The organism is Streptomyces liliifuscus (genome assembly GCF_016598615.1).
In the GTDB taxonomy this organism is placed as follows: Bacteria; Actinomycetota; Actinomycetes; order Streptomycetales; family Streptomycetaceae; genus Streptomyces; species Streptomyces liliifuscus.
In genome coordinates, this window is record NZ_CP066831.1 from 10,248,562 (window position 1) to 10,267,530 (window position 18,969).

An 18,969-nucleotide genomic window follows, 5' to 3' on the forward strand; every position below is an offset into this window, starting at 1 on the left:
TGCGGGTTGCAGTGGGCCGGTCGCGCAGTTCCCCGCGCTCCTTACGGGGCGCCGACTCAGACCTTGGTGACCAGCAAGTGAGCCTGTGGGAAGTCGCGTTCGGCGTCCGGCGGGGCCACTTGGCGTAGGCGGGCCGTCTCGGTGAAGCCCGTTTCGTTCAGCAGGGCCGCGACGCGGTCGGGGGACCAGCGGTAGGCGAGTGCCACCTTGTGGTCGAACGACTTGGCGAGCTCCGAGGGGTCGTCGTGTGCCTGGAAGGCGAGCAGCAGGTGGCCCCCGGGCGCGAGGACTCGGTGGAACTCCGCGCACACCTGCGGGAGTTGCTCCGGCGGCGTGTGGATGATCGAGTAGCGGGCGAGGGCACCGCCGAGGCTGCCGTCCGTCAGGTCCAGGGCGGTCATCGAACCCACCTCGAAGCGCAGCTCCGGATGGGCGGCCCGGGCGATCGCGATCATCTCCGACGACAGATCGACACCCGAGGCGTCCAGGCCGAATGAGTGGAGTAACGCGGTCACATGACCCGGTCCGCAGCCGAGGTCGGCGACAGGGCCGCCGCCGTTCGCCCGAACGAGATCGGCGAACGCGATGAGCATGGCCCGGTCCAGCGGATGGTCCTCCAGAGCGTTGGCGAAGAGCTCGGCATAGAGACCGGCTACGGCGTCATAGGCCGTTCGGGTGGTGCGCAGGAAGTCTGGTTCGATCATGGGTGCGTACCGTAGTACGCCCCACTGACATCAGGCCTTCGGGTTCTCCACCTCGCCGTGGTGGCGTACGCGCGAGGCGAGCAGCGCGCCCACGAAGCCCGTGACCAGGCCCCACAGCAGGGCGAGGCCGATGGCTCCCCACAGCTGGGGCCGTAGGAAGAGTTCGCCGGACAGGCCGCCGCCGACGTCGCCGATGCCGAGCAGCGACAAGCCGTAGTGCGCGTCGATCCGGCCGACGAGGCAGACCGTGAGCACTGTGAGGGCGAGGGCCACCGCCATGTGCACGGCGTGCTGCCAGGCCCTCGTCCGGGCCGGTGAGCGTTTGGCCATCAGGAACGCGACGGCCAGCAGCAGCACGGCGTCGACGACCACGAGCCACCACACCCTGCCGTCCTGTTCGGACAGCGTCCGCAGATTGAGAGTCGAGATGTCGGGCGTCCGCAACACGCTGTCCAGGACCTGCGGCATCGGCAGCCCGAACGGCCCCTCTACGCGCCCCTCCCAGGACGCGCCGAGACCGATCGTGAAGGCCAGCCAGACGAGGTTCGGCAGCCCGAGGAGGATCACGGCGAGCGTCTCCGGCGCACGGCCGCGCGTCACCGCCACCACCAGCGCGATGACCGCACCCAGGGCCACGAAGGCGAGCAGCAGCACGACCATGGCGTACGCGGCCGGCCGTACCGACTCCTGGAAACGCAACAGCCGGGGCGGGAGCGGGGCCCTGGGCGAGACGAGCAGCGCGATGACGAGGACGCCCGCCAGCCACAGCAGGCCGAAGGCCAGCGTCACCGGCACATCGGCCTTGAAGCCGACCCGGGGCGAGGAGGCCCCGAAGATGTCACCGATGTCGGAGAGCGTGCCCTCGCCGAGCGAGATCGCGAAGGTCTGACGGGCCGACAGCGCCAGACCGGTCAGCGCGAGAAGCCACAGGACGGCGATCCTGGCGGCCCAGCCGGCCAGTTCGGGAGCGCCCGCGACGGCCCGGTGCCGCAGTGGCCGGAGGAATCCGGCGGCGACGACCAGGACACCGGTGAGGGCGACCGACAGGGGCGTGACCGACATCCCCGCCTTGGTCTCGGCGATCGCTCCGGCGTCTCCGGTGAGCTCGATCGAACCGCCGACCGCCACCACCACGGTGGCCGCGACAACCCGGGGGAACGCGCCGTCCGGCAGGTCGGCGGCCCCGGCGGCCCACAGGCCGAGCGCGGCGACCACGATCATGGCGATCAGCCCAGCCAGGACCGTCACCAGGGCGTGGACCCAGCCGTGGCGGGCCACTGCCTGGTCAGGGACTGTCTGGAGGCTCACCCTGCCCACGCTAAGCAGGCCTTCGGCGGTGCGCCCGCCGAGAGGGCCGACCGCGTCGGCTTGCGGGCGATACGGGACCAGAGCACACAATGGGCTCGTTGTTGCAGAAAGTGGCACGAAATGGAAGAAGTGCCGCGGGACCCCTACGTCGGGAAGAAGAGCTCGTGAGCGTCGAACCGCCGTCGTCCGGCCGCCCCACAGGACCGCCCTCCGGCCCCTTGTCGGGGCCGACCCAGCCGAGCCCCACGCCACCTCCGGGTGACCACGGCCCCTCGGGTCCTTCGGGTCCTTCGGGCGGCGGATCGGGCGGCGGTCCTTCCGGTCCGTCGGGTCCCTCAGGTCCGTCGGGCCCGTCCGGCGGCGGTCCGGGCGGTCCCGGCGGTCCGTCCGGTCCTGACCAGCCGGGTCAGGGCCCCGGAAAGGGACCAGACCGGGCCTGGTGGCGGTCGGCCCCACGCGTCGCCGTCATCGCCGCCACGATCGTCGTCGCCGTCACCCTGGTCGTCGTATTCACCCGTTCGGACGGTGGCACCTCGGGCGCGGGCGGCGGCGAGGTCTTCCTCCAGGCCGCGGGCAAGTCGGGTCCCGACCCGTTCACCGAGTCGACCGCGCAGGAGAGCTCCGCCCCGCCCGTGACGCCCTCGCCCACGCAGACCGCCGAGTCCGGCAACGTGACGCGGGGCGTGGAGGGTTCGGCGCCCGGCCTCTACGGCGGTACGCGCAAGGTGGCCAGCTGCGACGTCGAGAAGCAGATCTCCGCGCTCCAGCAAGCCCCGGCCAAGAACCAGGCGTTCGCCTCGGTCCTGGGCCTCCAGCCCTCCGGCGTGCCCGCGTATCTGCGCTCGCTCACCCCCGTACAGCTGCGGATGGACACCCGTGTCACCAACCACGGCTACCGCGACGGCAAGGCCACCAGCTACCAGGCGGTCCTGCAGGCCGGCACCGCCGTCCTCGTCGACGACCGCGGTGTGCCCAGGGTGCGGTGCGCGTGCGGCAACCCGCTGCTGCCGCCCGTCGCGCTGAAGTCCACGCCCAAGCGGACCGGCGACTCCTGGCCGTCGTACCGGCCGTCGAACGTCGTGGTCGTCTCGCCCGCGACCCAGGTCATCAACGTCTTCGTGATCTACGACCCGGACAGCGGCGACTGGTTCAACCGGCACAAGGGCGACACCGGCGGCAAGGACAAGAAGACGGATCCGCCGACGGACCGGCCCTCTCCGTCCGAGAGTTCGCTGTCGCCGAGCTCCGCCTCGCCGTGCGTGTCCCTGCCCCCGGGCACGACCGCGACGCCGGGCGGTTCGGTGAGCCCCTGCCCGGAGACGTCCTCGGCGACACCCTCGTCACCGTCCCCGGAGACCGAGTCGCCCTCGTCCGAGCCCCCGTCGGGGGAGACCTCGGACTCGGCGCCCGACTCTGCGTCGGCCGACATCACCACGGAGTCGGCCTCCAGCAACAGTGCCCCGGAGTCGGCCGAGACCTCCCCGGGGCTCTGAACGCCGGTCCGCTCCGGCGGACTACTACTCGTCGATCGCCGCGCCGAAGGCCGCGCCCAGGTGGGGCGCGCCGAGGGCTTCGGCGCCGTACGTCCACGAACCCGCCGCAGTGATACCGCCCGCGCCGGCCGACATCACCCAGACGAACCCGTCACCGGCGTTCTCGCCCGGCGCCGAGGCCAGCAGTCCGAAGCGGCCGTCCTTGTTGGGGTCGGTGAGACGGACCTGGCCGCCCCACTTGTCGCCCTTCTCGGGGACGCCCGGCACGTCGGCGGAGTTCTGGTCCCAGGACTTCGCGCCCGTCGCGGTCAGCCCGGCGGACGCGCCGCGCAGCACCCACACCGCGCCCGCGTCGGCGACCGTGCCGATGTCCTCGCCCGCGGCGCCGATCGCCACGTCCGCGTACCCGTCGCCGTCCGTGTCCGCGACCGAGAGGTCCGTGCCCCAGCCGTCGCCGCGCTCGGCGGTGCCGGGGACGCCGGGGGAGTCCTGCGTCCACCACTGGACCTCGTCCGCGGGGCCGTTCTCGCCGCCGTAGCGCACACCGACCAGCCCGCCGGTGAGGGTCTCGCCGCCGTCGTCGGGGGAGTTCGGCTCGCCGGTCACCAGGTCGTCGTAGCCGTCGTTGTTGATGTCCCCGGAGGCGGCCTCCGTGCCACCGCGTACATCCCGCTCGTACTTGAGCCCGTCGGCGTTTCCGGACAGGTACGTGGACCAGCCGTGGCCGGACTCGTCGCCGACCGTCACGCCCGAGACGACCAGGTCGGCGTATCCGTTGTCGTCGTAGTCGCCCGTGGTCAGCGACTTGGGCAGGATGTGGCGCTGCTGGGCCCGTGCGGAGAGCGGGGTCGACGAACGCTCCTGGAGTTCCTGCCGTGCGCCGGGTGCGGCGGTGCCGTAGCTGAACAGCTCCAGGTCGTAGTGGTCGAGCACGACGAGCAGGTCGCCCGGTGTCTCGTCGGTGAAGTGCGCCGCGGCGAGCCCGACACCGAACCGCTCACCCGCGGTGGGCTCCTCGGTCTCCAGCCAGTCGCTGGCGGCCCCGGTGAGCCCCGTCTTCGAGCCCCACAGGATCGCCGCGCCACCCGCGTCGGCGACGGTACCGAGGTCCTCGCCGGGGATGCCGACGATCGCGTCGTCGTACCCGTCACCGTCCAGGTCACCGGTCGCGACCGCCTTGCCGAACGCGTCCCCCGCCTCGGCGGCACCCGCGACACCGCCCGTGGACTGGCTGAACCGCGCCACATTGCTCGTCCCGATGCCCCTCGACGAGCCGTACTGCACGGTCACGAGACCGGCACCCTTCTTGCCGCTGACGGTCGCCCCGGGCGCGCCGACCAGCACGTCCTCGTATCCGTCGCCGTTGAAGTCGCTGTTCCGGTCGTCGGCGTGCGTACCGCCCGGTGTTCCGGCGTACGCGGACGGGGCGGCAGCGATCCCCAGACCGGCCACGAGAAGAAATGACGCCGCGGCCAGAGCGGCGGAACGGTTCTTGCGCATAATTCGGCTCCTGACGAAAAGGACGGCCGGGCAGCGCGGGGGTGTCCGGAAAGGGCCCGTTCCTTGTCCGGCGCCGTGTTTGACACCGGATGGGGCCCAAGGGTTGTACGGGAGTTTCCACGGGCGACGGCAAGATGGCCCCTGGTGTTCTCCAACCGTGAGCGAGCGGAAAAGCGGTGGCGGATCTCCCGCGCGTGCCGGATGCTCGCGCGTATGGCGGATATGGCGAACACTCTTGACCCGGACGACTCGGGGTCGGCGAAGCAGGCGCGGCCAGAGCGGAGTTTCGGGTGGTGGGACATGTTCGTCCATCCCGATGAGGATCCGCGGACCGATGACACGTTCGTGGGGGAGCGGGCCGCGCTCGCCGGCTATCTGCGGGACATGCGGCTGACGTTGGAGATGAAGTGCGCCGGGCTCGACGCCGAGCAGATGGCGCGGCGTTCGGTGGAGCCGTCCAATCTGTCGCTGCTGGGGCTGGTGCGGCACCTCGCCGAGATGGAGCACACCTGGTTCCGCCGGGTCATGGCCGGTGAGGACGTGCCGCGGCTCTACCGCACCGAGGAGGACCCGAACGCGGACTTCAACGGCGCCGTGCCCGACCCCGAGGCCGTCACGGACGCGTGGGAGAACTGGCGGACCCAGGTCGCGTTCGCGGAACGCTTCGTGGAGAAGGCGCCCGACCTCGGCGTCACCGGCACCAACGGCGACGAGCGGATCGAGCTTCGCGTGGTGATGGTGCATGTGATGGCGGAGTACGCGCGGCACAACGGCCACGCGGACTTCCTCCGGGAGCGCATCGACGGACGCGTCGGTCAGTAGCCTCCGTCCCGCCGCGTCTCCCCGCCCTGCCGCGATCCCCTGCCCCGCCGCAAGCCCTCGCCCCGTCGCACCAGGATCAGCTCGTGCAGGTACCGCTTCGTGACGCTGCCTCCGTGGCGGGTGTCGATCAGCTCACGGATGCCGTCCAACAGGCCCTCGCGGGCGGCCGGTTCCAGCGCGCGGTGGTTGGAGTACGTCAGCAGGAGGTCGATGTACGTCCGAGTGGTGTACGTGATCTCCTGCGGGAACCGAAGTGACTCGACCCGGCCGAACTCCTCGAACTCCCTTGTGTCCGTTGCCGTTTCGGCGTCGGTCGACAGCCGCAGACCAGGGGGCGTGGTCGGATCCCAGCGTTCGTAGCAGTCCTGGACCTCGACGAAGAAATCGCGGCTGCCACCCGCCACATGGTGCGTGGTGACGAGGGCCAGCGTCCCGTCCGGGCGAAGCGCGTCCGCCACCTTGGTGAGTCGCGTCGCCGGGTCGAGCCAGTGGAACGAGGTCGCGGCCACCATCAGGTCGAACGGCTCCCGGGGCAGCGGCCATTGCTCGAACTCGGCCACCTCGACGTGCGCCCGCGGGAACGACCTCAGGTTGCGCCGCGCCACCGCAGCCATCGACGGACCCAGCTCCACGGCGGTGACGTGACAGCCCAACTCGGCGAGGGGCACGGTCATTTGGCCGGTCCCGGGGCCGAATTCGAGCACCCGGCTGTCCGCGTCGAGGTCCACCTGTGCGGCCAACGCCCGGACCAGGGCAGGCGGGTAGGAGGGCCGCGCCCGGTCGTACAGCTCGGCGTCCTCGTCGAAGATGCCACGCAGAGAGCGGGTCATACGGCGTCACCGACCCGAACACCCCTGTCTCCGCCGTCACTTCGGGCCTGCCGCAGCTCACGGAAGAACGCCCGGACGTCCCCGACGAGCAGGTCCGGCTCCTCCATCGCCGCGAAGTGCCCGCCCCGGTCGAACTCCGTCCACCGCACGATGTTCTCCGTGCGGTCCGCGACGTGCCGCAGAGGGATGAAGTTGTCCCGGGGAAAGACGGCGAGCGCGGTGGGTGCCGTCGATGGCTGCACCGGTTCGCCCCAACCGTCCGCGTGCGCCCGCTCGTAGTAGATCCGCGCGGACGAACCAGCCGTTCCCGTCAGCCAGTACAGCATCACGTTCGTGAGCAGCTGGTCCCGGTCCACGGCGTCCTCGGGACGGTCGTCCGAGTCCGTCCACTCCTTGAACTTCTCGACGATCCAGGCCAGTTGGCCGACCGGCGAGTCGGTGAGCCCATAGGAGAGGGTCTGCGGCCGGGTCATCTGGAGGACGGCGTACCCCAGTCGCTCGCGGGTCCACTCCTCGTTGCGCCGCCACGAGGCGAGCGTGTTCTCGCGCTCGCGCGGGCTCAGCGCGGCCAGTTCCTCGGGGGTCGGCTCGGCGCTCGCGTGGGCGCCCGGCAAGAGGTTCAGATGGACGCCGATCACCCGGTCGGGGAAGGCACGGCCGAGCTCACGGGAGATCCCCGCTCCCCAGTCGCCGCCCTGCGCGCCGAAGCGGTGGTGGCCGAGCCGGTCCATCAGCTCGGCGAACGCGGCGCCGACCCGCCTGAGCTCCCAGCCGCTGTCCCGCGTGGGCCCCGACAGACCGAACCCCGGAATGCTCGGCACGACCACGTGGAACGCGTCGGCCGGGTCACCGCCGTGGGCGCGCGGATCGGTCAGCGGCCCCACCACATCGAGGAACTCGACGATCGAGCCCGGCCAGCCGTGCGTGATGATCAGCGGCGTGGCGTCCGGTTCGGGCGAGCGGATGTGCGCGAAGTGGATGTTCGTGCCGTCGATCGTCGTCGTGAACTGGGGCCACTCATTGAGCCGGGCCTCGGCCGCCCGCCAGTCGTACGTGTGCCGCCAGTACCGCACGAGCTCCTTCAGATAGTCGCGCGGGACCCCGTACTCCCAGCCCACGCCCGGCAGTTCGTCCGGCCAGCGGGTGAGATCGAGCCGTGCGTGCAGATCGTCGAGGTCGGACTGGGGGATGTCGAGGACGAAAGGCCGGATCGTGGCGTCGTGCGGGGAGGTCATGGCGGGCCATGCTAGTTCGGCACCGGCATCCGGTCGCGCGAATAAAAGCCGTGGTCACCGGCCGGTCGGGCGGCCACCAGGGCAGGCCACCGGGTTCGCCGAGCGGGCCGCCCGCCCGTCCTGCGTGTGCCACCGCCACCCTGGGTTTCACACACCGGCCACAGGCCCTGGCGTCACCCGCCCGGACCGGCTTTCCGGGCCACCGATGAGTTTTCGCACGAGGATCCGTCTACAGGAGTGACAGCGTTCCCGCTTCAGGAGGTACTCATGACCACCGACGGATTCACCACATGCCTCTGGTTCGACGGCCAGGCCGAGGAGGCCGCGAACTTCTACGTCTCGGTCTTCAAGAACTCCCGCATCGGCACGGTCCTGCGCTACTCCGAGGTGGGGCACGGCGAGCCCGGTTCCGTACTGACCGTCGAGTTCGAGGCCAACGGCCAGAAGTTCTACGCCCTCAACGGCGGCCCGCAGTTCAAGTTCAACGAAGCCATCTCCTTCGAGATCCGCTGCGACGACCAGGCCGAGGTGGACTTCTACTGGCAGGCGCTCACCGAGGGCGGCGGCGAGGAGGGCCCCTGCGGCTGGCTGAAGGACAGGTTCGGCGTCTCCTGGCAGGTCACCCCCGCCAGGCTGGTCGAGATGATCAGCGACCCGGACCAGCAGAAGGCGGACCGGGCCATGCAGGCGATGCTGAAGATGCACAAGATCGATGTCGCCACCCTGGAGAAGGCCTACGCGGGCGAGTGAGGCGACCGGCAAGGCGGCCGGCCACCTCCTGCCCCGACGGACCCTGGTGAGGTCTTGTGCCCCACCGGCCCGGGCGGGGTCTCGCGCCCACCGGCTCAGGTGAGTCTTCGTGACCCATCGGCTCAGGTGAGCTGGCCGCTGTGCAGTGCGGTGTACGCACCCCCGCGCCGCAGCAACTCCTCGTGCGACCCGACCTCCCGTACGGCACCGTCCCCCATCACCACGATCCGGTCCGCACCCCGGATCGTGGACAGCCGGTGCGCCACCACGAAGGTGGTGCGCCCGCGCATGAGCCGGGCCAGTGCCTGCTGCACGAGCGCCTCCGATTGTGTGTCCAGCGCGGACGTGGCCTCGTCCAGAATCAGTACCCGCGGATTGCGGATGAGGGCCCGCGCGATGGCCAGCCGCTGCCGCTGTCCGCCCGAGAGCCGCGCCCCGTGCTCGCCCACCACGGTGTCGAGCCCGAGCGGCAGCCGGTCGACGAACTCCAGCGCGTTGGCGTCCCGCAGCGCCGCACGCACGGTCGCCTCGTCGGCGTCCGCGTCGTCCATGCCGTACGCGACGTTCTCCCGCACGGTTCCGTCGAACAGGATCGACTCCTGCGGCACGACCGACACGAAGCGCCGGTACGTCCGCAGGTCCAGCGTGTTCATGTCGGCGCCGTCCAGCAGTACCCGGCCCGAGGTCGGCCGGATGAACCCGATGACGAGACTGAGCACCGTGGACTTACCGGCTCCTGAAGCACCGACCAGCGCGATGGTCTCGCCCGGCGCGACGGACAGGTCGAAGTCCCGTACGGCGGGGCGGCCGGCGTCCTCGTACGCATAGCCCACGCCCTCGAACTCCACGGCACCGCGCAGCGAGCCGAGCCGCGCCTTGCCCTCGTTGTCCTCCAGTTCGGGTGCCTGGAGGACCTCGCCGACGGACCGTACGGACTCCAGGCCCTTGGTGATGACCGGCGCGAGCCCCGCCAGGGTGGTCGTGGAGTTGGTCAGCGTGGTGAGGAACGCGCTGAGCATGACGACGTCACCGGGGGAGACGCCCCAGACGCCGTAGTACGAGACCAGCGCCGCCGCGGTCAGGAAGAGCACCCCGATCACGTTCAGGAACACCCAGGCCAGCGAGGCGAAGCGCCCGTTGAGCAGGTCCAGGCGCAGCCCGGAGTTGAGCACCTTCCGCAGCGTGCCGTCCATGCGCCGCAGGGCCTTGCCCTCCAGACCGTGGGCGCGGGTGACCGGGATCAGCCGGGTCATCTCGGTCACCCGTGAGGACAGGTGCTCGACCTCGTGGCGGAAGTCCTCGTTGTGCGTGCGCAGCCGGGTCCGCAGCCGCGCGACGAGCAGCGCCGCCACGGGGACCACGAGCAGGAAGACGGGCACGAACTCGGGGGTGCGGATGGCGATGATGATGAGCCCGCCCGCGAGGACGGTGACCGCGCCGAGCCCGGTCTCGGCGGTCTGCTGCACCATCTGCTCGACCGTCTCCACGTCCCGCACGACCTTCGCCTGGAGGACGCCCGCGCTGACACGTGAGTGGTAGCCGATGGAGAGCTGCTGCATGCGTGTGCACAGGGAGGACCTGAGGGCCGTGCCCATGCGGCGCACACTGCCGTACAGCAGGCGCACGTACAGCAGGTGCAGGGGCATGTTGATCAGCAGGATGAAGAGGATGAATCCCGCGCTCAGCCACAGCCGGCCGATCGGTCCGTGCTGGACGACCGTGTCGATGATGGACGCCGTGACCAGCGGCAGCAGCCAGATCGGGCTGTGCTTGACCGTGAAGACGGCGAACGCGGCGGCGACCTTCCAACGGTCGGCGCGGAACAGGTAGACGAGGGTACGGACGGGGTGCTCGCCGCGATAGCGGTGGTCGAGCGGTTTCTCCCACGAGGCCATGGTGGCCTTCCCTCCCCAGGGAGTGGCGGATGTGGCAAGCGCTTTCTTCCCCTGTCCCGATCACCTACACCCGATGGGTCCGGGCTTCCTCGGGCCGCGTAACGGCTCGGTTTCCCCGGTTAATTTCCGCGTTCCGAGGGTTGGCGCGGAGCTGTCGGCTGGTTATCGTTCACGCACTTCACTCAATCGTTCCGCTGAACGAATAGCGAGAAGGACGGTCGGTCCATGCCCGACATCCACCACCCGGGACGGCGCTCCGTCCTCGCCGCGGCCACGGCGGGCGCCGCGTCGCTCGGTGCGTCCTGGCTGCTCACCGGCTGCACGGGCGCCTCGGCCGCCCCCGTGCTGCCCACGGACACGAAGGGGGGCACCCCCGACCGCGGCGGCACCCTCCGCATCGCCCGGCCGCCCGCCTCCGACGCCGAGACCCTCGACCCGGCGAGCGCCCTGTCCGCGTACGAGTACCTGGGCGCGCTCTACAACCGCCTGGTCCGCGTCGGCGCCAACGGCGACCTCGTCCCCGACCTTGCCGAGTCCTGGGAACCGGACGCCAAGGCACGCACCTGGACCTTCCGCCTCCGCGCGGGCGTCACCTTCCACGACGGACGGAAACTCACCTCCGCCGACGCCGCGTACACACTGCGCCACATCCTCGCCAAGGAGACCGCGTCCCCGCAGGCGGCCGTCCTCGCCCCGCTCATCGACACGAAGAAGCTGCGAACTCCCGATGCCCACACGCTCGTGGTGCCGCTCAAGACCCCCAACGCGGAGTTCCCGAGCCTCCTCACGCACTACAACTGCTATGTCATCCCCGACGGCAGCGCCCGGGGCATCGGCCGCACGGGCGTCGGCACCGGCCCCTTCAAACTGGAGTCGTTCACGCCCGCGGGCCCGGGACGGATCACGGCGTACGAGGACCACTGGGGCGGGCGCCCGGTCCTGGACGCCATCGACTTCTACTCCGTCGCCGACATGTCGGCCCGCTCGAACGCCCTGCTCGCCGGGCAGGTCGACCTCCTCTCGCAGACCAACCTGGACTTCGCGACCGCCCGTGTCGTCGCCGCCTCCGACCGCGCCACGATCGCCCGCGTCGAGAACGCCCAGTGGTACGTGCTGCCGATGCTGACCACGGAGAAACCCTTCACCGACGTACGCGTCCGGCAGGCGATGAAGCTCGCCTACGACCCCGAGCACGTCGTGAAGGTCGCGCTCCAGGGTGCGGGCACGGCCGGCTGGGACAACCCGGTGCCGCCGAGCGACCCCGCCCACATCACCACGCACCCGGAGCACGACCCGGAACAGGCCCGGCACCTGCTGAGGAAGGCGGGCCACGAAGGCCTGACCGTCGACCTCTACACGTCCTCGTACGACCCGGTCTTCACGCCCATGGCCCTGGCCTACCAGGACTCGGCCAAGCGGGCCGGGATCCGGATCCGGGTGAAGACGGCCTCGGCGGACTCGTACTACACGCAGATCTGGATGAAGAAGCCGCTCATGGCCACCTACTGGTACACCGGCAGACCCGTCGACCAGCTCTTCACCCAGGTCTTCCGCAGCGGCTCCTCCTACAACGAGACCGCCTGGTCGGACAAGAAGTTCGACGCGCTGCTCGACCGGGCCCGGCAGGAGACCGACGACGAGCGGCGGCGCGAACTGTACGGCGAGGCGCAGACCTTCGTCATCGAGAAGGGCGGGGCGATGACCCCGATGTTCGCCGACCGGCTCGTCGGCATCTCGCGCAAGGTACGCGGATACGCCGAGCACGGCTTCGAGTTCGACTACCTCGGCATCGGTCTGAAGGGGGCCTGAGCATGTTCTCCTTCATAGCCCGCAGAGCGGGAGCCGCCATCGGCACGCTCTTCCTCTCCTCCATCCTCGTCTTCCTCGCCGTACAGGCCCTGCCCGGTGACGTCGCCACCCAGGTCCTCGGCAAGGACGCGACCCCGGACGCCGTCTCCGCCCTCCGCGAGAAACTGAAGCTCGACCAGCCCGCCTGGGAGCGGTACATCGACTGGATCGGCGGCGCCCTGCACGGCGACTTCGGCCTCTCCCTCGTGTCAGGCAAGGCGGTCGGCGGCGAAGTCGGCCTGTATCTCGGCAACTCCGCGCTCATCGCCCTGGTGACCGTCCTCTTCGCCGTCACCGGCTCGATCGTCCTCGGCATCCTCGCGGGCCTGTACCGCGACCGCTGGCCGGACCACCTCATTTCCACGGTCAGCCTGATCGGGATGAGCGTCCCCGAGTTCGTCGTCGCCACCGTCCTGGTGCTCTGCTTCTCGGTCGCCCTGCCGTGGTTCCCGGCGGTCGTCCTGTACGGCCCCGAGGCGAGCGTCGGCCAACTCATGCCCGCCGTATGGCTTCCCGCCCTCGCGCTCGCCGTCGTCATGGCCGCGTACATCGTCCGGATGGCCCGCACCTCCGTCATCGACGTCATGGCGAGCGAGTACGTCACCACGGCCCGCCTCAAGGGCCTGTCGACCTGGCGGGTCGTCACCCGGCACGCACTGCCCAGTGCGCTGCTCCCGACGCTGCACGTCATCGCGCTGAACGTCGCCTGGCTGGCCGGCGGGGTCGCGGTCGTCGAGAACGTCTTCAACTACCCGGGCATCGGCAAGCTGATGCTCGCCTCCGTGCAGAACCGGGACCTGCCTGTCATCCAGGCCATCGCGCTGATCAGCGCGGTCGTGTACGTGGTCTGCAACCTCGCCGCCGACCTCGGCGCCATGGCCCTCAACCCCAAGCTCCGTACGCGCGGGAGGACCCGATGACCACCCTCGACACCCCGGCGCCGGCACCCGCCGTCCCCGTCGCACCACCTTCCGCGGCGGCCCGCGCCTGGCGCACGGTGCGCTCCTCGCGGGCGGCCACGATCGGCCTCGCGATCGTCGCAGTGCACGTCCTGATCGCGCTCCTCGCACCGGTCCTCACCTCCTACGACCCCATCGCCAACAACGCCGACCAGGCGCTGCTCGGACCGAGCGGGGAACACTGGGCGGGCACCGACCAGTACGGCCGTGACGTCCTGGCACGCGTCCTGTACGGCGGCCGGTACGCCCTCGGCGTCTCCGTCGCCGCCACGCTCGTGACGCTGCTGATCGGCACGGTCGTGGGATGCGCGGCAGCCCTGCGCGGCGGCTGGTTCGACGACGTGCTGGGGCGGGTCCTGGACGCGGTGTTGTCCGTGCCGTCGGTCCTGGCACTGCTGGTCATCGTCACCGCGCTGGGCACCGGCCCCTCGGTCATCGTCCTGGCGATCGCCGTCGTGTACGTCCCCCAGGTCGTACGTGTCGTGCGGGGGGCGGCGCTGGCGGTCGTGCCCGCGGACTACGTGACCGCGGCGCGGGCCAGGGGCGAGTCCACCTGGGCGATCCTCCGGCGGGAGATCCTGCCGAACATCACCGACGTGGTGTGCGTCGAGTTCGCGATGCGGGCCTCGTGGGTCGTGCTGCTGATCTCCTCGCTGTCCTTCCTCGGCTTCGGCGCGGATCCGCCCACCCCGGACTGGGGCCTGATGGTCGCCGAGAACCGCACCGCCATCACCGTCGTCCCGATGGCGAGCCTCGCACCGATCATCGCCCTGGCCACGCTCGTGGTGGGGCTCAACCTCGCGGCCGACGGCCTCTCCAAGGCATGGGGCGTCGACCGGATCAGGGAGGGGTCCTGATGACCGCGATCGTCTCCGTCACCGGGTTGTCGGTGGCCTATCGTTCGGGCGGACGCGATGTGCCCGTGGTGCGTGAGGCGTCCCTGGACGTGCTGCCCGGGCAGACCCATGCGCTGGTCGGCGAGTCGGGCAGCGGAAAGTCGACCGTCGCGGCGACGCTGCTGGGGCACCTGCGGCACGGGTCGCGCGTGACGGGCGGCTCGGTGCGCGTCGGCGGGTCCGACGTATTCGCCCTGCCCGCAAGGGAGTTGAGGCGACTACGGGGCGGGACCGTCGCCATGGTCGGGCAGAACGCGGGGCACGCGCTCACCCCCTCCATGCGCATCGGACGGCAGATCGCGGAGGCGGGCGGCGATGTCCCCGTCGTGGACCTTCTCGAACAGGTCCGGCTGCCCCGCCCCGCCGAACTCGCCCGCCGCTACCCGCACGAACTCTCCGGCGGCCAGCAGCAGCGCGTCGCCATCGCCATGGCGATCGCCGCCCGCCCGAAGGTCCTCGTCCTCGACGAGCCGACGACCGGGCTCGACGTCATCACCCAGCGCGGGGTTCTCGACCTGATCGGAGCACTCCGCGACGAACTCGGCCTGGCCGCCGTGCTGGTGAGCCACGATCTCGGTGTCGTCGCGCACATGGCCGACGAGGTGACCGTGCTGAGATCGGGGCGGGTCGTGGAGGCGGCGCCGACCGGTCGGTTGTTCGCGGCGCCCCAGGACCCGTACACCAGACGGCTGTTGGCGAGTGTGCCGCGGCTCGACGACGAGGGGCTCGCGCTCGTGGGGGCCGCGGGGGAGCGGGAGGTGCGGCCGAAGGCTGTCGTGTCCGGCGATGCTCCCGTCGCCGTGTCCGCGCGGGACGTCACGATCGACTACGGGACCGCGCGTGCCGTGGACGGTGTCTCCTTCGACGTCCGGCGCGGTGAAGTCCTCGCGCTCGTGGGGGAGTCGGGCAGTGGCAAGTCCACGCTTGCCTGGGCTCTCGCGGGGCTGCGGACGCCGTCCGGCGGCACGATGACTCATGAGTCGGGCGGCGACGGGGCCGGCGATCGCGAGTCCGGTGACCGTGAGTCGGGCGGCCGTGAGTCGGGTGACCTCGCCCGGCCCGCCGGGAAGCGGCCGTTGTCGCTCCGGCGGCGGGTTCAGCTCGTGTTCCAGAACGCCGATACGTCGTTGAATCCGCGTCGTTCGGTGGGTGATGCCGTGCGGCGGCCGTTGCGGTTCTTCGGCACGGTGGGTTCGCGGGCCGAGGCCGTCGAACGGGCTCGGCAGCTCATCTCCGACGTGCGTCTGGAGCCCGCCCTCGCCGAGCGGCTGCCCGCGCAGCTCTCCGGTGGGCAGCGGCAGCGGATCGGGATCGCGCGGGCGCTTGCGGGTGAGCCGGATGTGCTCATCGCGGACGAGATCACTACGGCCTTGGACGTGTCCGTGCAGGCCGATGTGCTGCGGTTGCTCGATGATCTGCGGCGGGAGCGGGAGTTGGCCTGTCTGTTCATCAGCCATGACCTCGCGGTCGTGCGGGGGCTTGCCGATCGGGTTGTCGTGTTGCGGCATGGGGTTGTGGTGGAGGAGGGGCCCACGGGTGCGGTGTTCTCTTCGCCCGGGCATCCGTACACGCGGCAGTTGATGGCTGCCGTGCTTGAGCCTTCGCCGAGGGCGGGGTCCGTTGTGTCCGTTGTCGACGGTGTCGAGGACTGGGCCGACGCCGCGGAGCCGGACGATCTGTGGATCGACCGGGGGGATGGGCATCGGGTTCGGCGGTGGGAGGGGGTGGGGTAGGGATTTTCGCCCCCGCCGCCCCTACCCATTCCCGTCCCTTCTGGGGGCTGCGCCCCCAGACCCCCGTATCGCGCTGACGCGCTCGTCCTCAAACGCCGGACGGGCTGAAATTCAGCCCCTCCGGCGTTTGAGGAGCGGGGGTTCGGGGGCCGGCCCCCGAGTAGTGACGGGAATGGGTAGGGGCGGCGGGGGCGAAAACACCCCCAAGCCCCCGCTCGCCGCCCCCCCCGCACACACAAGGAGACCCGTGAAATACCGCGAGCACTTCGACCGGCAGGTCGCGCGTGAGGATGTCTGGATCCCCACCCGGGACGGGCGAACGCACCTGCACGCCCGCATCTGGCGCCCGACCGACGCCGAGGCGAAACCCGTGCCCGCCCTCCTCGAATACCTCCCCTACCGCAAGACCGACTGGACAGCCCCCCGCGACGCCCAACGCCACCCCTGGTACGCCGGCCACGGCTACGCATCCGTACGCGTCGACATCCGAGGCCACGGCGACAGCGAGGGCACCCCCGGCGACGAGTACGACGCACAGGAACTCGCGGACGGCGTGGACGTCGTCAACTGGCTGGCCGAGCAACCCTGGTGCACCGGCAAGGTCGGGATGTTCGGCATCTCCTGGGGCGGCTTCAACTCCCTCCAGATCGCCGCCCTCGCCCCCGAACCCCTGAAGGCGATCGTCACGGTCTGCTCGACGGACGACCGGTACGACAACGACGTGCACTACACGGGCGGCGCGGTCCTCGGCATCGACATGCTCGCCTGGGCGGGCACGATGCTGGCGTTCGCCGCCCGCCCGCCGGACCCGACGAGCGTCGGCGAGGACCGCTGGCTGCCGATGTGGCGCGAGCGCCTCGAAGCCCTCGACCCGTTCCTGCACACCTGGCTGGCACACCAGCAACGCGACGACTACTGGCGGCACGGCAGCGTCTGCGAGGACTACTCGGCGATCGACGCGGCGGTCCTGGCCGTCGGCGGCTGGAACGACCCCTACCGCGACACCGTGCTGCGGCTCGTGGAACACCTGCCCGACGACCGTGTGCGGGGGATCATCGGGCCCTGGTCGCACCAGTACCCCGATCGCGGTCTGCCGCCCGGTCCGGCCATCGGGTTTCTGCAGGAGACCCTTCGTTGGTGGGACCAGCACCTCAAGGGCGAGGACACCGGCGTCATGCGCGAGCCCAAACTCCGCGCCTGGCTGAACGACCCGGTCCCGCCCGCCACTTCGTACGACGTGATGCCCGGACGCTGGGTCGGTGACAACAACTGGCCGTCTCCGAGAGTCAGTTGGGACGAGCGGCCGCTCGGGGGCACGGGCACCGCCGCCCCTGTCCTCGTACGGTCGCCGCAGCACACCGGTCTCGACGCCGGACGCTTCTTCCCCTTCGGCAACGTGAGCGATCTGCCGCCCGATCAGCGGGAGGAGGACGGCCGTTCGGTCTGTTTCGACTCGGCGCCGCTGGACGGGCGGGTGGAGATCCTGGGGCGTCCGCGTGTTCGGCTCCGGCTCGACAGTGCGGTGCCGCGCGCCCATGTCGTGGCCCGTGTCTGCGATGTCGCGCCCGACGGCTCGTCCACCCTCGTCACCCGTGGCGTCCTCAACCTGCTCAGCAGGCACGGGCGCGACCGGGCCGTGGAGTGGACCCCTGGCACGTACGAGACCGTGGAGTTCGAGCTCAACGGCATCGGGTACGCCTTCCCGCCCGGCCACCGCATCAGGGTCGCCGTCTCGGACACGTACTGGCCCTGGGTGTGGCCGCACGGCGAGCGCGGGCAGTTGACCGTGCTGCCCGCCGACAGCGCCCTGTTCCTTCCCGTACGGGACCCCGCGTCGGACGAGGAGGAGAACGCGGGGGAGGGCCGGGAGCCCATCCGGTTCGAAGAGCCCGAGCAGGCCCCGCCCCTGCCCGTCACCTACGAGCGGTCCGCCGAGGCCGCACCGGAGCGGCTGGTCACGTACGACGTGGCGAAGGGCGAGTGGACGCTGGAGGTCGATCCGAACTACGGCGGATCGCGGGTCTACCCGGACGGGCTGCGCTACGAGGAGAGCGCCCGCGAGACGTACCGGATACGGGCCGACGACCCGCTGTCGGCGGTGGCCGTCTCCGAGTGGGCGATCCGGCTGCGGCGCGGCGACGACTGGGACGCTGAGATCATGACGCGTACGGAGCTGCGGGCCACGGCCACGGAGTTCATCATGGACAGTCGCATGGAAACACGGGCGGACGGAGAGACAGTGGTCAAGCGCGCATGGCACCGCACCACCCCGAGGACGTCGGCGTGAAGGCCGCGAAGACGCCCCGCCGTGCCGTCGCCGCCGCCGACCGCACCCGTCAGCCCACCGAGGTCCGCCGCCGGCTCATCGTGGAGGCCGCCGTCCCGCTCATCGCCGAGCGCGGATACGCGTCGGTGGGGGTGCGGGACGTCGCCGCCGCGGCCGGGGTGTCGGTGGGCACGGTCACGTACCACTTCGGCAGTGTGCAGGAGATCCTCTCCGAGGCGATGGTGCTGCACATCGAGCGCTACTACGCGGCGCTGAACGAGGCCGCCGAGCAGGCGGCGGGCAGCGGTGAGGCGCTGCGGCTGCTGATCGACGCGCTGTTCACGGAGGACACCGACCGGCACTGGCGCATGTGGTTCGACTACTGGAGCGCGGGCGACCGCGACCAGGACCCCGAGCAGGCCTTCGCGAGCGGCCAGGCCAAGCGGTACGAGGACTGGCACAGCCAGATCCGTGCCCTGGTCGAACGGGGCGTCGCCGACGGGGAGTTCGCCTGCGAGGACCCGGCCGGCTTCACCGTCCGCTTCGCCGCCCTCTCGGACGGACTGGCCCTCCAGCGGCTGCGCCAGTCGCCCGAACTGAGCACGGAGGACGCCCGTCGGCACCTGTACCGACTGGTCGAGTCGGAGCTGCGGACCGGTGGCCAGTAGGCGGCTCACGGGTTCGTGGTTCGTGCGGGAGCGGGAACTCCCCGGTCGCGGCGTCGTCGGCG

General features: G+C 71.0%; 15 protein-coding genes. 9 read left to right on the forward strand and 6 right to left on the reverse strand.

The features are described 5' to 3' along the window. Window positions 1–56 precede the first annotated feature (56 nt). Both JEQ17_RS44715 and JEQ17_RS44720 read right to left on the reverse strand, forming a co-directional pair. Window positions 57–704: a class I SAM-dependent methyltransferase gene (locus JEQ17_RS44715; RefSeq protein WP_200400659.1), complete on the reverse strand. Its 648-nt coding sequence runs from the start codon at window positions 702–704 to the stop codon at window positions 57–59. Between the two features lie 30 nt (window positions 705–734). After that, window positions 735–2,012, reverse strand: a complete 1,278-nt coding sequence (locus JEQ17_RS44720; RefSeq protein ID WP_200400660.1) for a streptophobe family protein — start codon at window positions 2,010–2,012, stop codon at window positions 735–737. Between the two features lie 164 nt (window positions 2,013–2,176). On the opposite strand from JEQ17_RS44720, the gene JEQ17_RS44725 reads away from it, so the two are divergent. Continuing rightward, window positions 2,177–3,505 (forward strand): DUF6777 domain-containing protein, encoded by a 1,329-nt coding sequence (locus tag JEQ17_RS44725; protein WP_200400661.1) that lies wholly within the window; start codon window positions 2,177–2,179, stop codon window positions 3,503–3,505. 24 nt (window positions 3,506–3,529) lie between these two features. On the opposite strand, the gene JEQ17_RS44730 is transcribed toward JEQ17_RS44725, so the two are convergent. After that, window positions 3,530–5,005, reverse strand: coding sequence for an FG-GAP-like repeat-containing protein (locus JEQ17_RS44730; RefSeq protein ID WP_200400662.1), 1,476 nt, complete (start codon window positions 5,003–5,005; stop codon window positions 3,530–3,532). Window positions 5,006–5,305: 300 nt separating this feature from the next. Here JEQ17_RS44730 and JEQ17_RS44735 point away from each other — a divergent pair, with 300 nt between their 5' ends. After that, window positions 5,306–5,827 carry a DinB family protein gene (locus JEQ17_RS44735; protein WP_200402043.1) on the forward strand — a complete coding sequence of 174 codons (522 nt, stop codon included), beginning with the start codon at window positions 5,306–5,308 and terminating at the stop codon, window positions 5,825–5,827. On the opposite strand, the gene JEQ17_RS44740 is transcribed toward JEQ17_RS44735, so the two are convergent. Together JEQ17_RS44740 and JEQ17_RS44745 are read right to left on the reverse strand one after the other, a co-directional pair. Then, complete coding sequence (locus JEQ17_RS44740) at window positions 5,821–6,657, reverse strand: class I SAM-dependent methyltransferase (RefSeq protein ID WP_200400663.1); 837 nt, start codon at window positions 6,655–6,657, stop codon at window positions 5,821–5,823. The genes JEQ17_RS44735 and JEQ17_RS44740 overlap by 7 nt on opposite strands. Then, complete coding sequence (locus JEQ17_RS44745; protein WP_200400664.1) at window positions 6,654–7,892, reverse strand: epoxide hydrolase family protein; 1,239 nt, start codon at window positions 7,890–7,892, stop codon at window positions 6,654–6,656. Before JEQ17_RS44745 ends, JEQ17_RS44740 begins: the two co-directional genes overlap by 4 nt. Before the next feature lie 267 nt (window positions 7,893–8,159). On the opposite strand from JEQ17_RS44745, the gene JEQ17_RS44750 reads away from it, so the two are divergent. Then, complete coding sequence (locus tag JEQ17_RS44750) at window positions 8,160–8,642, forward strand: VOC family protein (protein WP_200400665.1); 483 nt, start codon at window positions 8,160–8,162, stop codon at window positions 8,640–8,642. Between the two features lie 122 nt (window positions 8,643–8,764). Here the strand turns inward: JEQ17_RS44750 and JEQ17_RS44755 are convergent, their stop codons facing one another. Beyond that, window positions 8,765–10,537, reverse strand: a complete 1,773-nt coding sequence (locus JEQ17_RS44755; RefSeq protein WP_200400666.1) for an ABC transporter ATP-binding protein — start codon at window positions 10,535–10,537, stop codon at window positions 8,765–8,767. Between the two features lie 225 nt (window positions 10,538–10,762). On the opposite strand from JEQ17_RS44755, the gene JEQ17_RS44760 reads away from it, so the two are divergent. The 6 genes from JEQ17_RS44760 (at window position 10,763) to JEQ17_RS44785 (ending at window position 18,907) form a co-directional block, all read left to right on the forward strand. Next, window positions 10,763–12,346, forward strand: coding sequence for an ABC transporter substrate-binding protein (locus JEQ17_RS44760; protein WP_200400667.1), 1,584 nt, complete (start codon window positions 10,763–10,765; stop codon window positions 12,344–12,346). Between the two features lie 2 nt (window positions 12,347–12,348). Beyond that, the gene (locus JEQ17_RS44765) at window positions 12,349–13,305 is read left to right on the forward strand and encodes an ABC transporter permease (RefSeq protein WP_200400668.1); all 957 of its coding nucleotides are present in this window, start codon (window positions 12,349–12,351) and stop codon (window positions 13,303–13,305) included. Further along, window positions 13,302–14,201 carry an ABC transporter permease gene (locus JEQ17_RS44770; RefSeq protein WP_189839079.1) on the forward strand — a complete coding sequence of 300 codons (900 nt, stop codon included), beginning with the start codon at window positions 13,302–13,304 and terminating at the stop codon, window positions 14,199–14,201. The genes JEQ17_RS44765 and JEQ17_RS44770 overlap by 4 nt, the downstream gene beginning before the upstream one ends. Beyond that, complete coding sequence (locus JEQ17_RS44775) at window positions 14,201–15,973, forward strand: ATP-binding cassette domain-containing protein (RefSeq protein ID WP_200400669.1); 1,773 nt, start codon at window positions 14,201–14,203, stop codon at window positions 15,971–15,973. Before JEQ17_RS44770 ends, JEQ17_RS44775 begins: the two co-directional genes overlap by 1 nt. Before the next feature lie 247 nt (window positions 15,974–16,220). Next, window positions 16,221–18,260, forward strand: a complete 2,040-nt coding sequence (locus JEQ17_RS44780; protein ID WP_234048606.1) for a CocE/NonD family hydrolase — start codon at window positions 16,221–16,223, stop codon at window positions 18,258–18,260. Next, a complete protein-coding gene (locus tag JEQ17_RS44785) occupies window positions 18,227–18,907 on the forward strand; it encodes a TetR/AcrR family transcriptional regulator (RefSeq protein WP_200400671.1) in 681 nt (226 codons plus the stop codon). The genes JEQ17_RS44780 and JEQ17_RS44785 overlap by 34 nt, the downstream gene beginning before the upstream one ends. Window positions 18,908–18,969: the final 62 nt, after the last annotated feature.

Coding starts and splice junctions, on each gene's coding strand:
- JEQ17_RS44715 (WP_200400659.1), bottom strand. CDS start 704: ATGATCGAACCAGACTTCCTGCGCACCACCCGAACGGCCTATGACGCC.
- JEQ17_RS44735 (WP_200402043.1), top strand. CDS start 5,306: ATGTTCGTCCATCCCGATGAGGATCCGCGGACCGATGACACGTTCGTG.
- JEQ17_RS44750 (WP_200400665.1), top strand. CDS start 8,160: ATGACCACCGACGGATTCACCACATGCCTCTGGTTCGACGGCCAGGCC.
- JEQ17_RS44745 (WP_200400664.1), bottom strand. CDS start 7,892: ATGACCTCCCCGCACGACGCCACGATCCGGCCTTTCGTCCTCGACATC.
- JEQ17_RS44765 (WP_200400668.1), top strand. CDS start 12,349: ATGTTCTCCTTCATAGCCCGCAGAGCGGGAGCCGCCATCGGCACGCTC.
- JEQ17_RS44775 (WP_200400669.1), top strand. CDS start 14,201: ATGACCGCGATCGTCTCCGTCACCGGGTTGTCGGTGGCCTATCGTTCG.
- JEQ17_RS44770 (WP_189839079.1), top strand. CDS start 13,302: ATGACCACCCTCGACACCCCGGCGCCGGCACCCGCCGTCCCCGTCGCA.
- JEQ17_RS44785 (WP_200400671.1), top strand. CDS start 18,227: ATGGCACCGCACCACCCCGAGGACGTCGGCGTGAAGGCCGCGAAGACG.
- JEQ17_RS44760 (WP_200400667.1), top strand. CDS start 10,763: ATGCCCGACATCCACCACCCGGGACGGCGCTCCGTCCTCGCCGCGGCC.
- JEQ17_RS44755 (WP_200400666.1), bottom strand. CDS start 10,537: ATGGCCTCGTGGGAGAAACCGCTCGACCACCGCTATCGCGGCGAGCAC.
- JEQ17_RS44740 (WP_200400663.1), bottom strand. CDS start 6,657: ATGACCCGCTCTCTGCGTGGCATCTTCGACGAGGACGCCGAGCTGTAC.
- JEQ17_RS44730 (WP_200400662.1), bottom strand. CDS start 5,005: ATGCGCAAGAACCGTTCCGCCGCTCTGGCCGCGGCGTCATTTCTTCTC.